The 22008-nt window shown below is 35.9% G+C and carries 20 protein-coding genes and 2 tRNA genes; 15 read left to right on the top strand and 7 right to left on the bottom strand.

Annotated elements, in window-relative coordinates; translation table 11 throughout:
- Positions 1 to 117 precede the first annotated feature (117 nt).
- From ACMA47_RS14815 to ACMA47_RS14805, 3 genes are read left to right on the top strand one after another with little or no spacing between them, the layout of a single operon-like run.
- Positions 118 to 1527, top strand: coding sequence for an MBL fold metallo-hydrolase (locus ACMA47_RS14815; RefSeq protein WP_413930380.1), 1410 nt, complete (start codon positions 118 to 120; stop codon positions 1525 to 1527).
- A 3-nt stretch (positions 1528 to 1530) separates the two neighbouring features.
- Positions 1531 to 1908, top strand: a complete 378-nt coding sequence (locus ACMA47_RS14810) for a rhodanese-like domain-containing protein (protein WP_413930379.1) — start codon at positions 1531 to 1533, stop codon at positions 1906 to 1908.
- Between the two features lie 13 nt (positions 1909 to 1921).
- A complete protein-coding gene (locus ACMA47_RS14805; protein WP_034692844.1) occupies positions 1922 to 2221 on the top strand; it encodes a thioredoxin family protein in 300 nt (99 codons plus the stop codon).
- Between the two features lie 134 nt (positions 2222 to 2355).
- Here ACMA47_RS14805 and ACMA47_RS14800 read toward each other — a convergent pair whose 3' ends face one another.
- Entirely contained in the window at positions 2356 to 3108 is a 753-nt protein-coding gene (locus tag ACMA47_RS14800) for a nitrilase-related carbon-nitrogen hydrolase (RefSeq protein ID WP_413930378.1), read from the bottom strand.
- 221 nt (positions 3109 to 3329) lie between these two features.
- On the opposite strand from ACMA47_RS14800, the gene ACMA47_RS14795 reads away from it, so the two are divergent.
- From ACMA47_RS14795 to ACMA47_RS14765, 7 genes are all read left to right on the top strand, one after another.
- Positions 3330 to 3770, top strand: coding sequence for a DUF6646 family protein (locus ACMA47_RS14795; RefSeq protein ID WP_047428734.1), 441 nt, complete (start codon positions 3330 to 3332; stop codon positions 3768 to 3770).
- 114 nt (positions 3771 to 3884) lie between these two features.
- Positions 3885 to 5375, top strand: a complete 1491-nt coding sequence (gene rseP / locus ACMA47_RS14790) for an RIP metalloprotease RseP (RefSeq protein WP_079243555.1) — start codon at positions 3885 to 3887, stop codon at positions 5373 to 5375.
- 80 nt (positions 5376 to 5455) lie between these two features.
- Positions 5456 to 5529 (top strand) — tRNA-Asn (locus tag ACMA47_RS14785).
- Between the two features lie 445 nt (positions 5530 to 5974).
- On the top strand, positions 5975 to 7642 hold the full coding sequence (locus tag ACMA47_RS14780) for a hypothetical protein (protein WP_413930377.1): 1668 nt from the start codon (positions 5975 to 5977) through the stop codon (positions 7640 to 7642).
- Between the two features lie 2 nt (positions 7643 to 7644).
- Entirely contained in the window at positions 7645 to 8022 is a 378-nt protein-coding gene (locus ACMA47_RS14775; protein ID WP_413930376.1) for a hypothetical protein, read from the top strand.
- Between the two features lie 18 nt (positions 8023 to 8040).
- Positions 8041 to 8553 (top strand): hypothetical protein, encoded by a 513-nt coding sequence (locus ACMA47_RS14770; protein WP_413930375.1) that lies wholly within the window; start codon positions 8041 to 8043, stop codon positions 8551 to 8553.
- A gap of 399 nt (positions 8554 to 8952) precedes the next feature.
- The gene (locus tag ACMA47_RS14765; protein WP_413930374.1) at positions 8953 to 12135 is read left to right on the top strand and encodes a S41 family peptidase; all 3183 of its coding nucleotides are present in this window, start codon (positions 8953 to 8955) and stop codon (positions 12133 to 12135) included.
- 86 nt (positions 12136 to 12221) lie between these two features.
- Here the strand turns inward: ACMA47_RS14765 and ACMA47_RS14760 are convergent, their stop codons facing one another.
- Both ACMA47_RS14760 and ACMA47_RS14755 read right to left on the bottom strand, forming a co-directional pair.
- Positions 12222 to 12524, bottom strand: a complete 303-nt coding sequence (locus ACMA47_RS14760) for a putative quinol monooxygenase (RefSeq protein WP_413930373.1) — start codon at positions 12522 to 12524, stop codon at positions 12222 to 12224.
- Between the two features lie 45 nt (positions 12525 to 12569).
- Positions 12570 to 13976: an L-dopachrome tautomerase-related protein gene (locus tag ACMA47_RS14755; protein WP_413930372.1), complete on the bottom strand. Its 1407-nt coding sequence runs from the start codon at positions 13974 to 13976 to the stop codon at positions 12570 to 12572.
- A gap of 183 nt (positions 13977 to 14159) precedes the next feature.
- On the opposite strand from ACMA47_RS14755, the gene ACMA47_RS14750 reads away from it, so the two are divergent.
- The 3 genes from ACMA47_RS14750 to ACMA47_RS14740 all read left to right on the top strand — a co-directional run bounded on the left by ACMA47_RS14750 (position 14160) and on the right by ACMA47_RS14740 (position 18031).
- Entirely contained in the window at positions 14160 to 15002 is an 843-nt protein-coding gene (locus ACMA47_RS14750; protein WP_413930371.1) for an AraC family transcriptional regulator, read from the top strand.
- A 147-nt stretch (positions 15003 to 15149) separates the two neighbouring features.
- A tRNA-Asn gene (locus ACMA47_RS14745) sits at positions 15150 to 15223 on the top strand.
- A 276-nt stretch (positions 15224 to 15499) separates the two neighbouring features.
- Entirely contained in the window at positions 15500 to 18031 is a 2532-nt protein-coding gene (locus tag ACMA47_RS14740) for a DUF5686 family protein (RefSeq protein ID WP_413930370.1), read from the top strand.
- 83 nt (positions 18032 to 18114) lie between these two features.
- Here ACMA47_RS14740 and ACMA47_RS14735 read toward each other — a convergent pair whose 3' ends face one another.
- From ACMA47_RS14735 to rplU, 4 genes are all read right to left on the bottom strand, one after another.
- Positions 18115 to 18288 carry a bacteriocin-like protein gene (locus ACMA47_RS14735; RefSeq protein WP_413930369.1) on the bottom strand — a complete coding sequence of 58 codons (174 nt, stop codon included), beginning with the start codon at positions 18286 to 18288 and terminating at the stop codon, positions 18115 to 18117.
- 204 nt (positions 18289 to 18492) lie between these two features.
- Positions 18493 to 18660, bottom strand: a complete 168-nt coding sequence (locus ACMA47_RS14730; RefSeq protein WP_413930368.1) for a bacteriocin-like protein — start codon at positions 18658 to 18660, stop codon at positions 18493 to 18495.
- Between the two features lie 173 nt (positions 18661 to 18833).
- Positions 18834 to 19091, bottom strand: a complete 258-nt coding sequence (rpmA, locus tag ACMA47_RS14725) for a 50S ribosomal protein L27 (RefSeq protein ID WP_002984034.1) — start codon at positions 19089 to 19091, stop codon at positions 18834 to 18836.
- Positions 19092 to 19103: 12 nt separating this feature from the next.
- The gene (rplU, locus tag ACMA47_RS14720) at positions 19104 to 19682 is read right to left on the bottom strand and encodes a 50S ribosomal protein L21 (RefSeq protein WP_076597840.1); all 579 of its coding nucleotides are present in this window, start codon (positions 19680 to 19682) and stop codon (positions 19104 to 19106) included.
- Between the two features lie 184 nt (positions 19683 to 19866).
- Between rplU and ACMA47_RS14715 the strand changes: the two genes are divergently transcribed.
- Together ACMA47_RS14715 and ACMA47_RS14710 are read left to right on the top strand one after the other, a co-directional pair.
- Complete coding sequence (locus ACMA47_RS14715) at positions 19867 to 20754, top strand: metalloprotease (RefSeq protein WP_413930367.1); 888 nt, start codon at positions 19867 to 19869, stop codon at positions 20752 to 20754.
- A gap of 145 nt (positions 20755 to 20899) precedes the next feature.
- Entirely contained in the window at positions 20900 to 21988 is a 1089-nt protein-coding gene (locus ACMA47_RS14710) for an acyltransferase family protein (RefSeq protein ID WP_413930366.1), read from the top strand.
- Positions 21989 to 22008 lie beyond the last annotated feature (20 nt).

The raw sequence follows: 22008 nt of genomic DNA, 5'->3' as shown, positions 1-22008 counted from the left end.
AACGCATACTAAACATACGTTTAACAAAGTATTGAAAGAAACTATCAATGGGATTTAACATTTCATTTAGAATTTATCTAATACTTTGTATCTTTAACTCATTAAAAAAAGACCCCAATGAAAATTGAACAAATATATACGGGCTGTCTGGCTCAGGGTGCCTATTATATTGTATCAGAGAATGAAGCTGCCATTATTGATCCGCTAAGAGAAGTAAAACCTTACCTGGATCGTCTGGAAAAAGACAATGTCACTTTAAAATATATTTTTGAAACTCACTTCCATGCAGATTTTGTATCAGGACATTTGGATTTAAGCAAGAAAACAGGTGCTCCTATTGTATACGGACCTACTGCTGCTCCGGAATTTGATGCCATTATTGCTGAAGACAATCAGATTTTTGAGATCGGGAAGGTAAAAATAAAAGTGATGCACACTCCAGGACATACGATGGAAAGCAGCACTTTCCTTTTAATTGATGAAACCGGTGTTGAAACTGCAATCTTTACTGGTGATACGCTGTTTTTAGGAGATGTTGGAAGACCGGATCTTGCCCAGAAGGCAACTAATCTTACTCAGGAAGACCTTGCAGGAATTCTTTACGACAGCCTTCAGAACAAAATCATGCCATTGGATGACAGCATCACAGTTTATCCAGCTCACGGAGCCGGATCTGCATGTGGGAAAAATATGCAGAAAGAGACAGTTGATATTTTAGGAAACCAAAAGAAGACCAATTACGCTCTTAATCAACCAGATAAAGAATCTTTCATCAGAGAAGTTCTGGATGGTTTAACAGCTCCACCGAAATATTTCGGGATGAATGTTGCTTTAAATAAAGGTGGCTATGAAAGTCTGGACGTTGTTATGAACAAAGGACTGCAGCCTGTAGCACCAGAAGATTTCGAAGCACTGGCAGAAGAAACAGGAGCATTAATTTTAGATACAAGAGGCGCTGCGGACTTCCATAAAGGGTTTGTTCCCAACTCTATCAATATAGGACTGAAAGGTGATTTTGCCCCATGGGTAGGAACGCTTATTGTAGATGTAAAACACCCTTTATTATTAGTTACTGACGAAGGCACTGAAGAGGAAGTGATCACAAGACTGAGCCGAGTAGGCTTTGACAATGTGATTGGTTATCTGAAAGGAAGTTTTGAAGCATGGAAAAATGCTGGTAAGGAAATTGACGAAGTTAAAAGAATTACTCCATCTGAATTTGCAGAGCAGTTTACAACAGGCGCTACGGTAATTGATGTAAGAAAACTGACTGAATACTCTGCAGAACACATTGACAATGCTTACAATAAGCCATTGGATACCATCAGCGACTGGGCACGTACCATTGATGATTCTGAACACTTTTTCCTGCACTGCGCAGGTGGGTACAGAAGCATGATTGCCGCAAGCATTCTTAACTCACACGGAATCAGAAACTTTACCGAAATAGAAGGTGGTTTTAACGGAATCAAAAAAACGGAAAAACTTCCAACCACAGATTTTGTATGCCAATCTAAGACCCTGTAAGACATGAAAATTCAGTTTTTCGGATTATTTTTAGCATTAGCATTTACGCTAAGTGCCTGTAAAACAAATCCTACAGCAACCGTTTCTACAGCCAACATCAAAGAAGTGGTTAACAGCTCTGATGTAACATTGGTAGATGTCAGAATTCCAGAGCAATATGCTGCAGGAACAGCGAAGAATGCCATCAACATTCCTTTGGCAGAGATTCAAAACAATATAGAAACTCTAAAAGGTAAAAAAGTTGTAGTGTTTTGCAATAAAGGAATCCAGGCAGATCAGGCTATGGAAATTCTGAAGAAAAATGGTGTGGAAGCTTATGATGGTACGACCTGGAAGAATGTAAAAGCGATCCAGGATGAAACAAACAAAAAAGCAAACTAATAAAACCAAAATTATGTCACAAAAATTTCAGGAAATCATAGATTCCGAAAGACCCGTACTTATTGATTTTTTCGCAACATGGTGTCAGCCTTGTAAAGTACAGTCTTCGGTATTAAATACAGTAAAGGAAAATATTGGCGAAGGAGCCAGAATTATAAAGGTAGATGTAGATCAATATCCTGCACTGGCAGCTCAGTATGGCGTGCGTGGAGTCCCTACACTGGCCATTTTCAAAAAAGGAGAAATGCTATGGAAGGAAAGTGGTGTTCATGATGTGAATACCCTCACACAACTTTTACAAGAATACGCTTAAAACTGTGATTTTTCACAGTTTTTTGTTTTTTATAATTCCCGCAGATCGCACAGATTTCCACAGATAATTATGCTTATTTTTCTTTATATAGAAATTAAAAATCTGTGAAGATCTGCGAAATCTGTGGGAAAATCTTAAAATTCAATAGAAAAGGAATCTCTATCATTCAAAAACTGAAAATGTTTTCTAAAATCTTTTAATTCTTCCATATAGAGTTCTGCAGATACAAGATTTCCCTGTTTCTGAGAAATTTCTTTTCCATCCCCAAAGAAGCAGTGAGAACTTTCCTGATACAACAGATCATTTCCATCCGTCCCGATTCTGTTTAAACCAAATACAAAAGATAAGTTTTCAATAGCTCTGGCTTTTAGCAAGTGTTCCCATGCTCCTACCCTTTTCTCGGGCCAGTTGGCAACATATAAAATGGCATCATAATCATCATTATTCCTTGCAAATACAGGAAAACGCAGATCATAACATACCTGAAGCAGGAAACGTATTCCTTTATATTCAACAATTACTCTTTCTTTTCCTGGTGTATAAACTTTATCTTCCCCGGAAAAAGAGAACAAGTGTCTTTTATCATAAAAAACAGTTTCACCATCCGGCTTTATAAAAAACATTCTGTTGTAAAAATTTCCGTTCTGTTCTACCGGAGCACTTCCGCTAAATGCTGCATTTTTCTCTTTTGAGATTCTTTTAAAAAACTCCAGTGATTCATTATTTCTGTCTGAGACTTCAGAAGCATCCATGCAGAAGCCTGTTGAAAACATTTCAGGAAGAAGAAACAGATCTGCTTCCACATTCAGTAGTTCGCTTTCTATATGTGCAAAATTCTCAGTTTTATTTTTCCAGATGATATCTAAATTAAGTCCTACAACTTTCATCTTTTATTCTTTTTAAATTATTCCAAATGTGAACTATAAAAATACAGCTTTTATGATTACAAAAAGAGAATTAAATGATGGAAAAGATAGTTTTTTAAGCAAAAATCAGCTCCTATTTCTTAATAATTTATTAAAGTCAACCATTTTTATATTATTGCTATTCTTTCGGTTTCATTTTTGATAGAGATATTTTTTATTATTACCCTTAAAATTAAAAATTTATGAAGAAATTGTTTTTTATGGTGGCGATCTTCTTTTTTGGTGCTATGGCTAATGCTCAGGCCTGGACAGGAAAGGGAGATCAGAAAATACAACTGGGACTGAGCGCGTGGGGATATGGAACCGGAATCACTGGAACTTATGACTATGGACTCAACAAACTTATTTCAGTAGGAGCCGGGATTAATGGCTACTTTGATAATTATAAAAACAACGATAAGGATAATCGTGTTTTTGTTTTCGGAAGACTAAACTTTCACTTGCAGGAAGCTTTAAACCTGCCCTCCAAATGGGACATCTATCCTGGAGTAGACCTTGGAGTTCTTGGGAGAGACTTTGGAGTAGGAGCTCACATCGGAGCCCGCTATTTCTTCACAGAGAAAATTGGAGTCTTTGCAGAGGTTGGTAATAATGGCAGCCTTGGTGTTTCTTTCAATTTATAATCTTATCATCAAATCGTCTTTAAATATGACAAAGCTTCTTGTTTCGGGGAGCTTTTTTATTTGGCATAGTTTTGATAATTGTTACCTTTGCAAATTAAAATCTAAAATTTATTAATGGAAATAGCAATTAAACTTTTTCAGTTCATTCTGAGCATCTCTATACTTGTGCTTCTTCATGAGCTTGGGCATTTTTTACCGGCAATATGGTTTAAGACCAGAGCAGAGAAGTTTTTCCTGTTTTTTGATCCTTATTTCTCCATATTCTCCATGAAGAAAATCAACGGAAAATGGCAGTATAAATTTTTATCAAAAAACTTACCGGATTCTGAAGTAATAGAAGTGAACGGAAAGAAGGAAGAAGTTCCTATCGATATATCAAAACTTCCGGATAACGACTGGAGAAAACACCCTGAACAAACGAAATATGGTATCGGATGGCTTCCTTTCGGAGGGTATGTGAAGATTGCCGGAATGGTAGATGAAAGTATGGATACTGCCCAAATGAAAAAACCGGCAGAGCCATGGGAATTCAGATCAAAACCGGCTTGGCAGAGACTGATCATTATGTTGGGTGGGGTTACTGTTAACTTTTTCCTTGCATGGTTAATCTATAGTTGTTTATCTTTCTTCAACGGGGAAACGTATACGGATATCACAAAATTCAACAACGGTATTGAAGCTACTTCAGCAGGAAAGAAAATGGGATTCCAGAATGGTGACAAAATCATCAGCGTAGACGGAAAACCAGCGGAAAGACTTGAAAATACTTCAATCAATATTCTATTAGGAGATCATGTTACCGTAAACAGAAACGGGCAGGAAGTTACTTTCCCGGTGAATGCAGATGGTGTAGCAGATGTTCTAAAACAGAAAGAAGCAAGACTCTATATCACTCCAAGAGTTTCTATGGTTGTTGATTCATTAGCAACTCCTTCTTCTCAGGCATCTGGTCTTGCAAAAGGTGATAAAATTGTAGGAATCAATGGTAAGAAAGCAGCATTTTTTGATGAAGTAAGTGCTCTTTTAAGTGAAAATAAAGGAAAAACAATTTCTGTAGACGTTGAAAGAAACGGAGCTGTACAGACATTACCGGCAGTTTCTGTAGATAAAAACGGAAAACTGGGTATCGCAATTGATACAAAAAGCATTGCAAAAGATATTGTAACCAATAAAAAATATTCTTTCGGTGAGGCTATTCCAAGAGGATTTACTAGAACTATTGAAGCATTAACTACTCAGGTTAAGCAGTTCAAAATTATGTTCAACTCTAAAGTTCAGGGGTATAAGAACGTTGGAGGTCCTATTGCTATTGTAAAGAATATGCCTGTAGATAAAGATGCGGATGGAAGCGTTAAGATCAACTGGGTAGCTTTCTGGAGCTTTACAGCAATGTTCTCCGTATGGTTGGCATTCCTGAACCTTATTCCTATTCCGGGACTTGATGGTGGACACGTTTTATTTACTTTATATGAAATTATTGTAGGAAAACCTGTTCCGCAGAAAGTTTTGGAAAACGCACAGATGATTGGAGTTATCTTCCTGTTAGGATTGATGTTACTGATCTTTGGAAGCGACATCTTCAAAGTATTTATGGGTAAATTATAAAATTTTAAAAATTTTTCTTAAAAATATTTGTAGGGTATAAATATTCGTCCTATATTTGCACCACTTAAAACAAAGGACATTCCTCCTTAGCTCAGTTGGTTAGAGCATCTGACTGTTAATCAGAGGGTCGCTGGTTCGAGCCCAGCAGGAGGAGCAAGAAGACTTACAGAAATGTAAGTCTTTTTTTGTTTTTATCTACACTGTAATTCAAAAAGACAGATATTTTAGTTCATAGTGAACAGCATTCATTTATGAAGAGCCCCTCCCTACTGCTTTGAAAAAGTCGACCGCAAAAACCAATCGCAGAGCACAAAATACCGAAGTCATCATCAAATACAGCAGTACAGCAGTTACAGGTCTTTTGAATTAATAAGAGTCCGATACAGAGAATCCACAAAAAATCTGAATTAACATACCAAATACATACTATAAAACCGTCTTACCCTAACTATTTTAATACAGAAAATTTGGAGAAAAAGTAAATAAAAGCCTCCTATACCTCATTATTTAATATTGCAAATATAAATTTACATGAAATTTATTATCATAATCATAAAAAAACATATATTTACAACTTAAAACTAAACAACTAATAACTTATGAAAAGAAAAGTACTGTTACTATTAACGGTAGTAACACTTCTTGCATCTTGTAATGATGAGCTATTAACAGAGTCTCAAGCTACACAAGAAAAAATCACAAAAAATTTATCGGGGAAACTTGCAGAGGCAAAAGTCATCAATGGCAGAGCTTATTTTCCAACTAAACAAGCTTTACAGGAAGCTTATGACGATTTAAAAGAAGCAGAAGATGAAAAAATTGCTGCTTTTATAGATGGTCTGGGTATTACTTCCTTGAGACCAATTGTTACTGAAGGTAATGAAGAAACCGTTTACAACAAAACGAAGGAGCGCTTGGAAGCATTAAAAAACAATGCAAGATTCATGGAATCCCCTGATGCAGCTTCACACATTGGAAACATTGATTTAATGATTAGTGACATCGATGATCTGGAAGAAATCATAGGAGATGATGCTTTTTCGGCATTATTAAATAGTGATGGGGAAATACAAGTTGGTACAGATATTTACAAATATACTGATGTAGGTATATTTATAATTAATGAAGACAAATATGAAGTATTAACTAATTATCTAGCGGAACAAAAAATAGCAGACAACTTACTATATACTACTGATAATGAAATAAGAAGCAACTTTGTAGCAGAACGTCCTGCACCTATGGTTTATTCTATTTATTCTGACGATGGACTGGGATACTATCCGGTTACAATGCCTCCTTTGGGAGGTGGAGGCGGAGGAGGGACATCCACAAATTCCCCTCCAGTAACAGATCCTAATGTTCAAATGTCAAACTTTATCAATTCCCTGCCAAACTGTGATACCTATACAACGTTTCTTCAAAGTTTATTTGGAGATTCTGATATGTGTGTAGACAAATACGAGAGTAGAAGAAGAGTAAAATCCAAAGCATATAATTATAATTATTACCTTGTTTACAATTTAGGTGTTAAAGTAAAACACCAATATAGAGGATGGACAGGATTTTGGAGAAAAGAAAATGTTGATGAAATTAGGCTAGGAGTTATTTCTGGTACATTCTACTATGATTATTCATCCTATTTCAATCCTGCTCCTTCTCAAAATAGAATTACGTCTATCTACAATAACAACAACAGAACAATTTTTGATGCCAATACGTTTTGGACACCTACCTATTATCCAAATGTTTATACAATATCCGGATATAGCACTCAAGGTTATCCTACAATTTTCAAAGATGACTTCTATATTGAAGATATTTTACCATATAATTACACCTCTAGTAATCCATTATTGGATCAAGGATTATATGCTGCTTTACAGGCAGGAAACAAACAGCTGTCACATGAAAATTTAAACAAATTGTTCTGGAATGAAACAGTAAAAAGATTAGGCAATTTCTGGCAATCCTTAGGAAAGCCTAGACCTGGTAATAACATTACCTTCTCTTACAATGCTGCACCTCTAGGAAAATTAATGGTAGCCAAAACTTTTTATGACCATAAATATGGTACAGATGATGTTCATAAAACTTTTGACTGGGGATTCCAAATAGGATTTAATATAGATTCTAGTGGTAATGTGAGTCCAAGTGCCTCGCCAGGTGCACTGAAAAAGCCTCAGGAATTTAAGACACTTATGTATGGTATTGTTAAGAGAAACGGACAATGGCATGGAAGTAAAATTGCTACTGCAAACTATTAAATATGAAAAATGTTAGATTGTTTCTGTTACTATCTCTAATTTCAGGTGTGATATTTTCGTGTGAAGATATATTAGAAAATACACGCTTGAAAGAAGAACAGGAGAATCAAACTTCACCATATATGGGTAGATGGGTAGGAACGTATACAGGTAGTGAAAATGGAAATCTTGTTTTAGATATTAAAAAAAGTGGATCGGTTGAAGTCATCAGAACCATAAATAATACACAAGATATATATTATACAAATGTATATGGAGGCGTAATTTACAATACGCCTTCCCCTAACTCTGGATTTGTTCTATCTGGAAATATGGGAAGTCACTCAGGCACCTGGAAAATGGGTGCTGGTAGTGGAAATTGGAGTGTAACAAAACAATAATAGCAATAATGAAAAAATTTGTTTTTTTTTATATTCTTACTATCAAGTTGTAAAATATTTTCACAACAGGAAGCAACTGTTGAAAAATCAATTTTCAATATTCAGCTGGGCACTGTAGGAGTTTGGCTGAATAATGAGTTAAAAATTTCTAATAGCCTCGCACTAAGAGCAGAAGCAGGTTTAGAACCCTCATGGTTTGTAGGAAATGGATCGGTTTGGCATCCTAACTTTAGATTGGAACCAAGATATTACTACAACCTTAGTAAAAGAAGCGAAAAGGGATTTAACACCAAAAATAATTCAGGAAATTTTCTTGGAATTGCTGTAAACTATAGACCTGGAACTGATGTATTCTCAAGCAACAATAAAGGTATTGAGAGTTATTCTATTGTTCCAAAATGGGGAATAAGAAGAAGTTTTGCCAAAAATTTCAATTATGAAGCAGGAATCGGTTTTGGCTTTCGTCATGAAACAGACTATGGTAATTATGGTGAAATTGATTTACACTTAAGAATCGGATATAATTTTTAATAATTTTTTCTCGAAATCATATACTATAGAAACCTTTACCAAATTTGGTAAAGGTTTTTGCTATAAAAACATTGAATGAAAGTCATGGAATTTAATCATTTTCACATCTCCGAATTTACCTGCTTAAATCAATACTTCCAATTCACTAATGAAAAAGTATGTTGTAGAATAACCTCAGGAGACAGATATTTGTAAATTACCTTAATTTTTATGAAGTATTGACCTGTTGTATTGAATATCATTGCACCTTTCAGGCATTTTTCATGTAACGATTTCCTTAATCATCCGACTATTCTTTTTTAGAGTAATCGATATTGAGAAAATCCTAACAAATACGCTCTACAACGATAAGAATAATAAAAACCAATATACAGCATTGAATAAATACCCAATTGTACCATGAAGAAAACTATTATTTCGTTATTAACAGCATTTTCTATAATCGGAGTTTCAGCGCAGGAAAAGTCTTATTTTTTATCAAGTCCTTCATTGAGTCCTGATGGAAAAACAACTTACTTCGCTTATGACGGTGACATCTGGAAAGCAGATTCCAATGGAGGAAATGCTTCAAGAATTACTGCGCTGGATGGAGAAGAAATCAATCCCCGTCTTTCTCCGGATGGGAAATGGCTTGCATTCAGCTCTAACCAATACGGAAATTATGATGTTTATGTAATGCCCGCAGGAGGCGGAACCATCAAGCAACTGACTTTCCATACCGGAAAAGACGAAATGGAAAGTTGGGCATGGGACAGTAAAACGATTTATTTTACTTCCACCAGAAATAATAATTTCGGCAGTTTTAAAACGACAATTGAAGGAAAAACTCCAGAAAAACTTTTCAATAATTACTTTAACTATACCAATGGACTTGTGGAAACTCCTGCAGGAGAATATCTTTTCACAAGCTCATCTGAAAGTGCTCATCAGGTACAGAGAAAACGTTATAAGGGAGAAAATAATCCTGATATTCTTGGATACAATCCAAAAAGTAATTCTTTCAAACAGTACACCAACTACGAAGGAAAAGACTTCAACCCAAGTGTAGATAAAAATGGGATTATCTATTTTATTTCTGATGAAAATAATGGCGAATACAATCTTTATAAAATCGAAAATGGTAAAAAAACTGCTTTAACGCAATTTGATACTTCTATTAAAAAACCGTTTGTTTCAGCCGACGGATCCAAAGTTATTTTTGAAAAGGATTATCAGCTTTATACATATGATGTAGCCTCAAAAAAAACAACTCCACTCAACATCAGCCTGAATACCAATAAAACCCTGGAAAAAGCACAGAATTTCAATGTGGAAAATAATATTTCCTATTATGATGTATCTCCGGACGGTAAAAAAATGGCATTCATAAGCCGTGGTATCATATTCGTTTCTGATATTGAAGGGAAGTTTGCCCAGCAGGTTTCTGACGGTAAAGAACGTGCTATGGAAGTAAAATGGCTGAAAGACAACCGTACTTTACTTTACAATCAAACTTATAACGGCTATCAAAACTGGTTTACGATTCAGGCAGACGGAAAAGGACAGCCAAAGCAATTAACCGAAGATTTACGAAACAACCGCAGCATCACCCTGAACAGCGACCTTTCAAAAGCCGTTTACTTAAGCGGAAGGGATGAAGTAAGATTATTGGATTTAAAAAGTTTCAAATCCACTACCATTGTAAAAGATGAAATCTGGGCATTCCAAAACTCAAGACCTTCTTTCTCGCCCAACAATGAATATGTATTATTTTCTGCAAAAAGAAACTTCGAACTCGATATTTTCATCCATAATATTAAAAAAGCACAGACTTTAAACCTTACCAACACTGGAGTTTCAGAAGAAGATCCTGTGTGGTCTCCAAACGGCAAGTATATTTATTTCGCGAGCGACAGAACCAATCCGTCTTACCCTTTAGGCATGCAGAAATCTAACATTTACCGCATGGCTCTGGATTGGTTTGATGAACCTTTTAAATCTGAAAAATTTGACAGTCTTTTCACTGAAGAAAAAAAGGAAACAAAATCTTCTGATAAAGAAAAGGATAAAGATAAGAAGGACAAAAAAGGAGAAGACAAGGACAAAGAGAAAAAAGAAGAAAAAGAACCGGTAATCAAAGAGCTGAAAGTAAATCCTGAAGATACCCTGGACAGAATTGAACTGGTAACCGACCGATATGGATATCAGGATGATCCGACCGTTTTCGCTGATGATAAAAAAGAGATTCTATTATTTAATTCTAATCAGGATAATGGGAAAAGACAACTGTACAAAAAGGTGTTCACCGATTTTGAGCCTGCCAAATCTGAAAAAGTGTTTGATAAAGCAGCTTATTATCTAACCAAAAATGAGAAAAACCTATTCGCTCTGATAGAAGGCAATATCTACAAAACAACTGTTGCCACATTAAAGCCTGAGAAAATCAATATCCAATATAGCTTTGATAAAGATCTGGCCTCAGAATTTACGCAGATGTATGCTGAAGCATGGACGGGTGTGGAAGAAAACTTCTACGATGAAAAATTCCATGGTATCGACTGGAAAGCCAAAAAAAAGCAGTATGCAAAATACCTTCCGTTTGTAAATAACAGAAATGATCTGCGAATTTTATTGAATGATCTTTTAGGTGAGCTTAATTCTTCACACACCGGATTTTCATCTACCGGAAAAGAGGAAACTGTTTTCCTGAACTATTTCACCAACGAAACCGGAATTATCTTCAAAAAAGATCAGCCTTACACGGTAGAAAGCATTGTGAGAAAATCTCCCGCTTACCGTTCAGGAGTTGATATCAAACCTGGTGATCAACTGACTTCTGTAAACGGAAAGAAGATTGATCTAAACGAAAATATCGAAACGTATTTCACAAGCCCTAAAAAACAGGATGAACTTGTTCTTACCTTTAATCGTGATGGTAAAACTGTAACCACCAAAGTACATCCAATTTCTAATGGGGAATTAAAAGGATTACTTTACGATGATTGGATCTACAACAATCACCAGCGTGTAGACAAACTGAGCAATAACCGCATTGCTTACTCTTGCATGAAAAACATGTCTACTGATGAACTGGACCGATTCCTTCTGGACATGGTAGAACAGGAGAACAGAAAGGACGCTGTTATTCTCGATTTACGCTACAACACCGGTGGAAATGTTCATGACAAAGTATTGAATTTCCTTTCTCAGAGACCTTATCTGCAATGGAAATACCGTGAAGGAAAAATAACAACACAACCGAACTTCGCTCCTTCCGGAAAACCTATTGTTCTTCTGATCAACGAAGCTTCATTAAGTGATGCCGAAATGACGGCAGCCGGGTTCAAAGCTCTAAAACTTGGTAAAATTATCGGTCAGGATACTTATCGATGGATTATTTTCACTTCAGCAAAAGGGTTGGTAGACGGATCTTCTTATAGACTTCCTTCATGGGGGACTTACACCTTAGACGGACAGAACCTGGAAAAAACAGGTGTAAAACCTGATATTTATGTTAAAAATACCTTTATGGACCGTCTTCAGAACAATGATCCACAACTGGAAAGAGCTGTTCAGGAAATTCTTAAAGATTTAAAGAAATAAAATTCCGGAACTATAAAATAAAAAGACCTGCAAAAGTGCAGGTCTTTTTATTTGGTCTGATCTTAACTTTTATGATGACAAGAGTTTTATTCCTCTGAAATTCTTTCCAGTTCAACAAGCTGTATAGGCTCACTCATCAATTCATCCATCTGGCCTGCAAAGTTCTTGAAATGTTCGGTTTGGGTATGAAATTCAAAAGCCTTTTCATCTTCAAACGCTTCCCACATATAGAAAGTTCCGGGAGATTTTTTATCCTCAAAAAGAATATAATACATACAGCCGGTTTCCTTACGGGTTGGTTCTATCAGTTGTAGTAAAGCATTTTTCAAATCATCTCTTTTCTCCGGTTTAGACTTCAACACCGCCACCGACTTAAACGTTTTGTTCATTGTTTAAATATTTTATGTGATTTATATTTTGTAAGAAATTTTAGCTTATAATTTAACCCTATAGATAAAATACGGAGGTTTTCCGGCATCCGGCTGACCGGAAAATGCTGTTGTTGTATGAAGTTGGTTGACTGAAATATACAGGTAGCCATCATCAGAAACTGCAATATTATCAGGCCACTGTAATTTTGAATCTTTAATGAATTCCGTGAGATTTCCATTTTTATCCAGCTTACTGATACCATGACCTCCAAGATCAGTAATGTAATGATTCCCTTGTTGATCTGTAGCCACACCATCACTCACTGGTTTTTCTCCGAATTTTTTAATGGATTTTCCTATTGTACTGTCGTCTTTATTTTCTCTAAAAAGTTGGGCAGGAACTTCATACCACGATGTTCCATTCATAGAACCGAAGAATAATGTTTCCCTGTCATCTGAAAGCGTAATAGGATTAACGCCTACACGGGATGGTTTACCTCCAAAATCAATGACTTTCCCATCTATAATCATATCTACATCTTCCGACTGTAAAGCCTGATGACCACCGAACCTCCTTGCTTTTTTTGTTTTAAGATTCAATGCAATAATTCCCGGATTGGCTATATCTGCAAGGTAAGCCCAGCCATTCTTTTCATCTATCACTACATCCTGAATAAAACTGCCTTTCGGAGCAATATCGGCAGACAATTCTATCTTTTCAGCTACTTTATTCTTTTTCAAATCGAAGCACCAAAGACGGGTTTTCCCAAGCTCAAGCCCCATATCAATCATCCATAGACGATTTTTTTTATCTATAGTAACTCCCAGCGGAGTATCAAATTTATTATTTTCAGCCGGTTGTCCATTTTTCTGTAAATCCGTAGAAGGAAAAGGTACCGCCTTCCCATTGAAGATTTCTACCAATTGCTGTTTGGGATCGGATAAAGGGTGCATAGTAGCAAATACCCTCCCGTTATGACTCACTGCTACATTTCCTGGTCTGGAATCAGTAAACTGCGCCACGATTTCAAGATTTTTCCTTTGTGCTGAAAGATAAGATGCTGATCCATCCATCCAGTCTTTACGCACAGGAGTAAAGAAGTCCAGATCTTCGGTTCCATCTTCAAGGCAGAAGAACTCATGCGTAATACCTGGAGGAATCACCAGCACACCGCCAGCCTTTATAATATGCTCTTTTCCATTCATGAGTACTTTTACACTTCCTTTATTAATATAGGTCACCTGTTCATTGGGGTGACTATGAGGAGCTACGTGAGCATCTTTATCCATTTTCCAGAAGGCAAAAGTACTTTCCGAACCGGATATCCATTTACGCTGTAATCCTTTTCCCACCTGCTCCCAGGTTCCTTTATTAAAATCCGTTTGAATGACCTTCTGCTGAGCCTTAGCTGAGTTGAAGAAAAATAGTACTGAAATCGAAGAAATCAAAAAAAATCTATTGGTTTTCATCTGTATATATGATTAGTATGTTATAATTTTTTAATATTGAAATTTGATCCTTTATCGAGTAACTTTTTTATGTTGGTAGACAATTGCAATATTTGAACAAGGCAAAATTATACTGATAATTAGCAAATTACCGGTACAAAACTTCCCTATTTTTGTATAATTTTGCCTATAAAAGTAACACACATGAACAGAGACGTATTATATGAGCCTTACAGCATTCACTTTGAAACATTAGAAACGTTCCCGGATAAAGAGAGCAGAAAAAATTTCTTTGAACTTGTCTTTATTTTATCAGGCACAGGGCAGCATTGCATTAATAAGCACAGCTTTTCCTATTCGGATAACCACATGTTTCTTCTGACACCACAGGATTGCAGCCAGTTTTGGATTGATACAAAGACCCGTTTTCTCTTTCTGAGGTTCAGTAATATTTATTTAAAAAGTGATAAAATTTCGAAAGAGAATATCAAACGTCTGGAGTTTATTCTCGAAAATGCCAACCACAAACCCGGATGTATTCTAAAAAATCAGACAGATAAAACACTTGTAAGACCTATTGTAGAAGCTCTGATAAGAGAAGCCGTCAATAAAGACCTGTACCACAGTGACATAACCGCACAACTCATTAATACACTTATTGTTATCGTTGCCCGCAATATTGCCAAATATCTCCCACAGAAGATTGATGAAACCTCAGAATCAAGAATTATTACGATTCTGAATTATATACAGGCGAATATCTATGAACCTGAAAAAATACGAACTGAAAATATCTGTAAAGAGTTCGGGTTTTCTGAAAATTATCTTGGTAAATACTTTAAAAAACATAGCGGTGAAACCCTTCAGTCTTATCTGAATAATTATAAAACCACCTTAATAGAGCACCGTTTAAAACACAGCAGCAACAGAATTTCAGAGATTGCTGATGAGCTGGGATTCACTGATGAGAGCCATCTTAATAAATTTTTTAAAACGCAGCGGGGCAAAAGTCCCAAAGCTTATCGGCTGGAATTTATAAAATCATGAATAATCTCCTGCCCATCACAGAAAAATATTTAAAATTTAATTTATTGAAAAATAAACCAATAGCTTTTTTCGTTCAATATTCAGGAACAAAAACTTGCTTGGTACGGATATTCCTATTATATTTGCACCACTTAAAACAAAGGAAATTCCTCCTTAGCTCAGTTGGTTAGAGCATCTGACTGTTAATCAGAGGGTCGCTGGTTCGAGCCCAGCAGGAGGAGCAAAAAAGACTTACATTTTTGTAAGTCTTTTTTCATTTTATAAATCCTTAAAACAGCACCTGAATCTGCTATAGAGATTGTGACTTATGCTCTCTTTTAATTCTCTGATTATTATATTTTAAGCATTAAAACTTCCCGATTAATTTTTCGCCCATACATATATTATTTTCGCTATTTTTGTCGTTTTATAGGATAGAATAAAAATATTTTATTTTTTTACCTATTTTTTAAATAAACTGCATGCTTTTTGTTTATGATAATTGCCTGAAGAAACGAATGATGTTAAACAATAATTCCCAAAAACACTATCTTTTATTTTTCTTTCTGATTCTCGCCGGTTCCGTATGCGCTCAAAACAAAGCGAGCGGTAAGGTGGTTGACGAAAAGAACAGTAAAGAACTCAATAAAGTTGATATCTTTATCAACGACAGTAAAACACCTGCCCTGACGACAACTTCAGGCAGTTTCATCATTCAGTCTGATAGCATCATTCATCAGTTAAAATTTTCCAGAAAAAATTATACTACAGAAACTCTTGATATCACCCCTGAAAATGCTGACAATATTTTCGTACAGCTTTCACAGGCTAAAGTAAGCGACATTCAGGAGATTGTTCTTCAAAGCGGAAAAACAAAATACAAAAGCAAGAAAGAAAATCCGGCTTATGCCATTATGCAGAAAGTATGGGCACAGAAAAGAAATAACGGACTGGAAAAATTCGATACCTACTCTTATAAAGAGTATGAAAAAACGCAGTTTGACCTGAACAATCTTGACAGCGCATTCATGAAGAAAAAGATTTTCAACAAACTGGATTTCATTTTCGATTATGCAGATTCCACAGCAAGCGGAAGACTTGGACTTCCTATTTTCCTGAATGAAGCCGTTTATGAAAATTATGGTAAAAACAAACCGGATAAAGACAGTAAAAGAACATTAGTTGCCCAAAAAACCTCAGGTTTCCAGGACAATCAGGTCATTACGGTTTCGGCTAAAAACTTATACCGTGATATCAATATCTACGACAATACTCTGAATTATTTCGATATCGGATTCCAGAGCCCTGTTGGAAGTGATGGTTTCAGCACTTACGATTATAGCCTTATGGACACCATTACGATACGTGGTGAGAAAGCCTTTCAGATAAGGTATCAGCCCAAGAGAAAAGACATTCTCGCATTCCAGGGAAACCTTTATATTGATACTGATACTTATGCTGTTTTAGGAGCAACATTAAAGTCAACACAGAAGATCAACGTCAACTTTGTCAACAGTGTGTATACTCAGGTAGAATACGACAATCCTGATGACGCTACATTTCTTCCTAAAAAACTGATCACCGAATTTGAAATGAGTCCTTTCTCAAAAAAGAAAGGCGCAAAAAGTATCATCGCCAAAAGATCGGTAGATTATTCCGATTATCAATTCAACAAGCCTCTTGATCCTAAAGTATTCAAACGTACTGAAGAAGAGTACGAAGACAAGTTCACCAATAAAGACGATGCATATTGGACTAAAGCCAGACCTGACACTTTATCTAAAGCAGAACAGGGCGTTTATAACATGCTTGACCAGCTTCAGCAGACGCCGAAATTCAACCGAATGGTAAAACTGTTTGAAACACTTGGTTCACGTTATTATAATGCCTTTAAAGGAATAGATATTGGTCCTATTTTCTCAATTTACGGAAGAAATGAAGTAGAAGGTGACAGAATAAGATTAGGAGCAAGAACCTATTTCGGATTGAATGATACCTGGAGAGCGCAGTTTTACACAGCGTATGGGTTCAAAGATCAACAGTTTAAATATGGCGTAGAAGCAAGATATATGTTCAATAAGCTTAACCGCTTTATGATTGGGGCAGGAACCAGCAGAGATATTGTTCAGCTTGGGGGACAGCTTACATCAGGTGATGGTGTTACTCCACAATCTTCGTCTACCAGTACCTTTTTTGCAAGAGGAGAAAACATTTCTTTAAGTTCCGTAAACAAAACAAGCGTTTTTGCTGCTATTGAACCATGGAAAAATTTCCAGATCAGAGTAGATGGAGTGATGCAGAGTATTAAGTCTGCTATTCCTGAGAAATTCAATCTGATGTATTATAAAGACGGGCAGTTGAGACAGACAGTTAATGACTCGCACGTTACCATCAGTTTAATTGCCAAACCTGGTGCAAAATTCTCACAAACCGGAATTGACCGTTACCAGGCCAGAAACTTAGCTCCAACTATTGTTTTAAGATATACACGAGGTATTGAAGGTTTATTCAATGCTGATTTTAATTATGACAAACTCCAGTTTATGCTCTACAAGCCATTTTTAATTGGAAGTATGGGAAAACTAGTGGTTAATTTCGAAGCTGGAAAGAACTTCAATACAGTTCCTTTGGCATTACAGAATATTATTCCTGCCAACCTTTCCTATGGTCTGGTACCGAATACATTCTCTCAGCTTAACTATTATGAGTTTGTGACGGATGCGTATACGACTCTTCAATTAGAACATCATTTTAACGGTAAGATCCTTTCTTACATTCCTTTGATTAAAAAACTGAAACTGAGAGAAGTTGCATTTATCAGAGGAGCCTATGGAACATTAAGTGATGCCTCCAAAGCGATCAATGTAGAAGGTTTTAAATATTCTGCACCAAGCGAACATATCTATTATGAATATGGATTCGGGATTGAAAATATAGGAATTGGAAACCTTCGAATTTTCAGAGTGGATTTCAACTGGAGAGGAAATTATCTTGACAGACCTGATATTTCTAAATTCGGGGTTAAAGCAGGATTCCAGGTAGGATTTTAAACAGAACATAATATAAAACAGGTTCGGCGGCTTCTTTGAAGCCGCCGAACTTTATTTTAAAGCTCTATACAAGATAGAGATGATTAAATGCATTCACAAGGCTCTTCTACATCAAGCAGACAACGCATTTTCTGTTCCTTTGTCAGTCCGCACCATGTACTACATGAAGTAATTGGTTTTGGTGGACACCATACTGTACCCGCTCCTCCATTGATTTCTTTAAGGCTCTTTTTCGTTAATTTTTTCAAATTTTTCATGATTGTTTAGTTTTATTTGTTGCCTACTCTCTTTGCTTTTCGGCTTCCGCAATAATTTTTTTATAGGTTTACGGACAAATATATCAATATTTCACAGCCTTGAGACATTATTTAACGTTTTTTAATATTAAAAAAAGCTGAACACTATTAAAGGTTCAGCTCTATTTGTGATCTTAAAGAAGATTCGGTTGATATTTTCTGATGCTATTCAAAACATTCTGTGCATGGCTGAGAAAGCATGCAGTGTGATTTCTGCCATGGAGTCCATCTGCACCACTCATCGCAAGACTGAAACATGGAAGGACATTCTGCTGCTACACCTCCGGTTACTTCCCTTAAATTCTTTCTGGTTAATTTTCTTACATTTTTCATAGATATTTTGTTTTAATATTGGCCTACTCTTTTGCTTTTCGGCTATCGCAACTGATTCAAAACTGAATAGTTAGCAAATATAAAATATTTCACGAATAAATGAATATATTAAAAAAAGCCAATAAAAAAACCTCAGTAAAAACTGAGGTTTTAATTTTTATAAAACGCTTAAATTATGCGTTTGGCTCTACAGATACGAAAGATCTGTTGTTTGCTTTCTTTCTGAAAACTACTTTACCATCTACTAATGCAAACAAAGTGTGATCTTTACCGATTCCCACGTTATCACCTGGGTGGTGCTGAGTACCTCTTTGTCTAACAATAATATTTCCGGCAATAGCTTCTTGTCCTCCGAAAATCTTCACACCTAATCTTTTAGAGTGAGACTCTCTACCGTTCTTGGAACTACCGACTCCTTTCTTGTGTGCCATTTTATTACTGGATTATTTATTAAGTGCTTTAAATTGATCGATATTCTTAATGATAGCAGCATCTACTTCTTCATGAGTAAGAATATTCTTTTCTAATTCAACTTTAACTGCTTTACCTAAAGTAATTAAAGTTTCTCTGTTCTCTTTAGACTGAGACAAGTTGTTTTTCTTTAAGTGGTAGTTCAACTCGTGATCTTCACCAAAGTTAACAGTTGCGTTGTCAGAAAGAACTTCACCTTTCACAGTTTCTTTTTTAGCAGCAGCTTTTTTAGCTCCACCTTCAAAACCAGTAATACCAGTGATTACGATTTGAGTTAAAGATTGTCTGTGACCGTTTTTCACTTTGTAACCTTTTCTTCTTTTCTTTTTGAAAACGATTACTTTATCAGCTTTAACGTGGTCAAGGATCTCTGCTTCTACAGTGATTCCGTTTACAGCTGGGGCGCCTACAGTGATTGCACCGTTTACAGTAAGAAGAACTTTATCGAAAGAAACTTTTCCTCCTTTATCTCCTTTTAAACGGTTTACAAACAACTTCTGGTCTTGCTCAACTTTGTATTGAAGCCCTGCTATTTCTACAATTGCAAACATTGTTTATAAATTTTTAGTTATTTCGAGGTGCAAATATACATATAAATTTCTAAATAGCTTACAATCAAAGCAATGTTTTTTTAATTAAAATCCTATTCACTATGTTTTGAATAATTTTTTTCAATAATGTACTCACACTTAAGAGATAATTTCATACCTTCGTTTTACCAAATTGAATTTATATATGAAAAGAAACTTTAATCTCTGCTTACTAGCAGGTGCCATTGCTGTTACTTCATTAACAGCATGTAGTGATGACCAAATGGACAACAATGTTCAACCTCAGCAAGAAGCACTAAGTGCAAAAATTGATCAGCCTGGGGATCTTGAAAAAATCTGTTCTTATGTAGACAACAACTGGAGCTCCAACTCAGTTTTACTAACAGGACTTCAAAATTCCACAGACACCAATTTTATGAATGCACAAATGACTAAAATTGCAAGTATGTGGGGAAGAAGCAATCCTACGCTTCGTTTCGTGAACGATCCATCCAATTTCAATTCAACGTATAATGCGATTTCCTATTCTACAGGAAAGATCTATTACGGATATGCGATCTATTATGATGCAAAATCAAAAGGCGGCGACATTGTAAACGCGATGATCCTAGCTCACGAGTATGGACATCAACTGCAGTACATCTTCAACCTTCCTTCGGTATCAGAATCAACGTACAGACCGAACGAACTTGAAGCAGATGGCTTTGCTGGATACTATTTAAGAAGACCTAACGGGTACAATAAAACCAGCTTCCCGGAAATTGCAGCGGCTTATGAATTTGCACAAAGCATTGGAGATTACCAAACAACCAATGTAAACCATCACGGAACTCCTGCACAGAGAAGATCTGCAGTTCGTTTAGGATTCCTTTTAGGACAATACGATCTTAATGCATCCAATTTCGATTACAACTTCTTCTATTATTATCAGGGAGTATTAAATGGTACTTACAAGATGGCTAAGAACACTGTAAATCCTGAAATTGACGCATACATGAGTCAATATATAGATGAGCTTAGAAAAATTCAGTCGGGAGAAATTTCTGCAGAAGAATTTAAACATCTTCAATAAACAAGAACATTCATTTTTAGCATATTTAAGAAAGGAGGCGGGCAGTATGTTCCGCCCCTTTTTTGTTTTTAAAAGCTTTTATATTTTACCCAATCAATTTCTTTGTATTTTTGAAACAACAAAAAAGAACACCCAAGTAACTATAATGAACAGAGATCTCTACATTGATTTCGCCAAAGGACTGGCAACACTTTCCATCATATTTATCCATACCGCTTTCTGGTCTGGACAGTTTTATATTCCCGCAGAAGTAAGAGTTTTCTCTTTGGTTTTTGATGTGGCACTCTTTTACGCACTGAGCGGGATTACTTCAGGAGCCAATATTGAAAAAACATTATACCGTCTTCTGAAACTCCAGATTACCTATATGATTTTTGTGACCTTCCTGTTCTTTTTAGATTACTTCTTTAAAGTCTTTGGGCTCAGCTTTTTTTCTATGGAATGGCTCCAGAGCTTTTACTCTACATTTGGCTCAAAATATTCTACAACCAGCATTTCAACATATCCTCAATGGGAAAACCTGGGAAACTGGTATCTTCACCAGTACACCAATGCTGATACTTTTCCGGTAGTGATGGGAAGTTTCTGGTATCTTAAAGTGTATTATATACTCACGGTTTTCGGAGTGCTCATCCTAAGATTTTTCCCAAAACATATCAATTGGTTCATTGGACTTTGTATTGCTTTAACCTTATTATTCAACATCTTCCCGGAATATTATCCAACGGGGCAGGTGGGATATGTTGCATTTTATCTTGCTGTATTTTTAATCGGCCACACAATGCGTGGAAAAAAGATCCCTACCAAAGCAATACCTGTATTGTATGGACTTGTAGGAGCAGCTCTTGTATGGATGTTCTGGTACTACGGAGGAGACATCTTTTATAAAATCAATAAAAATAAATTCCCCCCAAAAATTCCTTATATCATTTGGGCATTATTTTCTCTGGTGACCTTATTCGTTCTTTACAACCGACTGAAAATCACAAAAGAAAACTTCATTACCCATATCGGAAAGAATGCTATTTTCTTCTACTTTGCGCAGGGAATCAGCTCTTCACTTGTCTATTTTCTGGTCGTTCCGTTAAAAGAAAATATGCCATGGTGGCTTTTGATGGTCATTATTTATGGGATTAATATCATTTTAGCTTTCATTATTTCTGCAGGATTGAAAAAAGTAGATACCTCTGGTTGGAACATTCTGGAATTCTTAAGAAAAAAGACCGCATCTTAAGACTTTAAAGATCAAATTGA

This window comes from Chryseobacterium sp. T20 (assembly GCF_047345655.1).
GTDB lineage: Bacteria > Bacteroidota > Bacteroidia > Flavobacteriales > Weeksellaceae > Chryseobacterium.
Note: the sequence above shows the minus strand (reverse complement) of the source record. Positions and strands in the feature narration are given on the sequence as shown.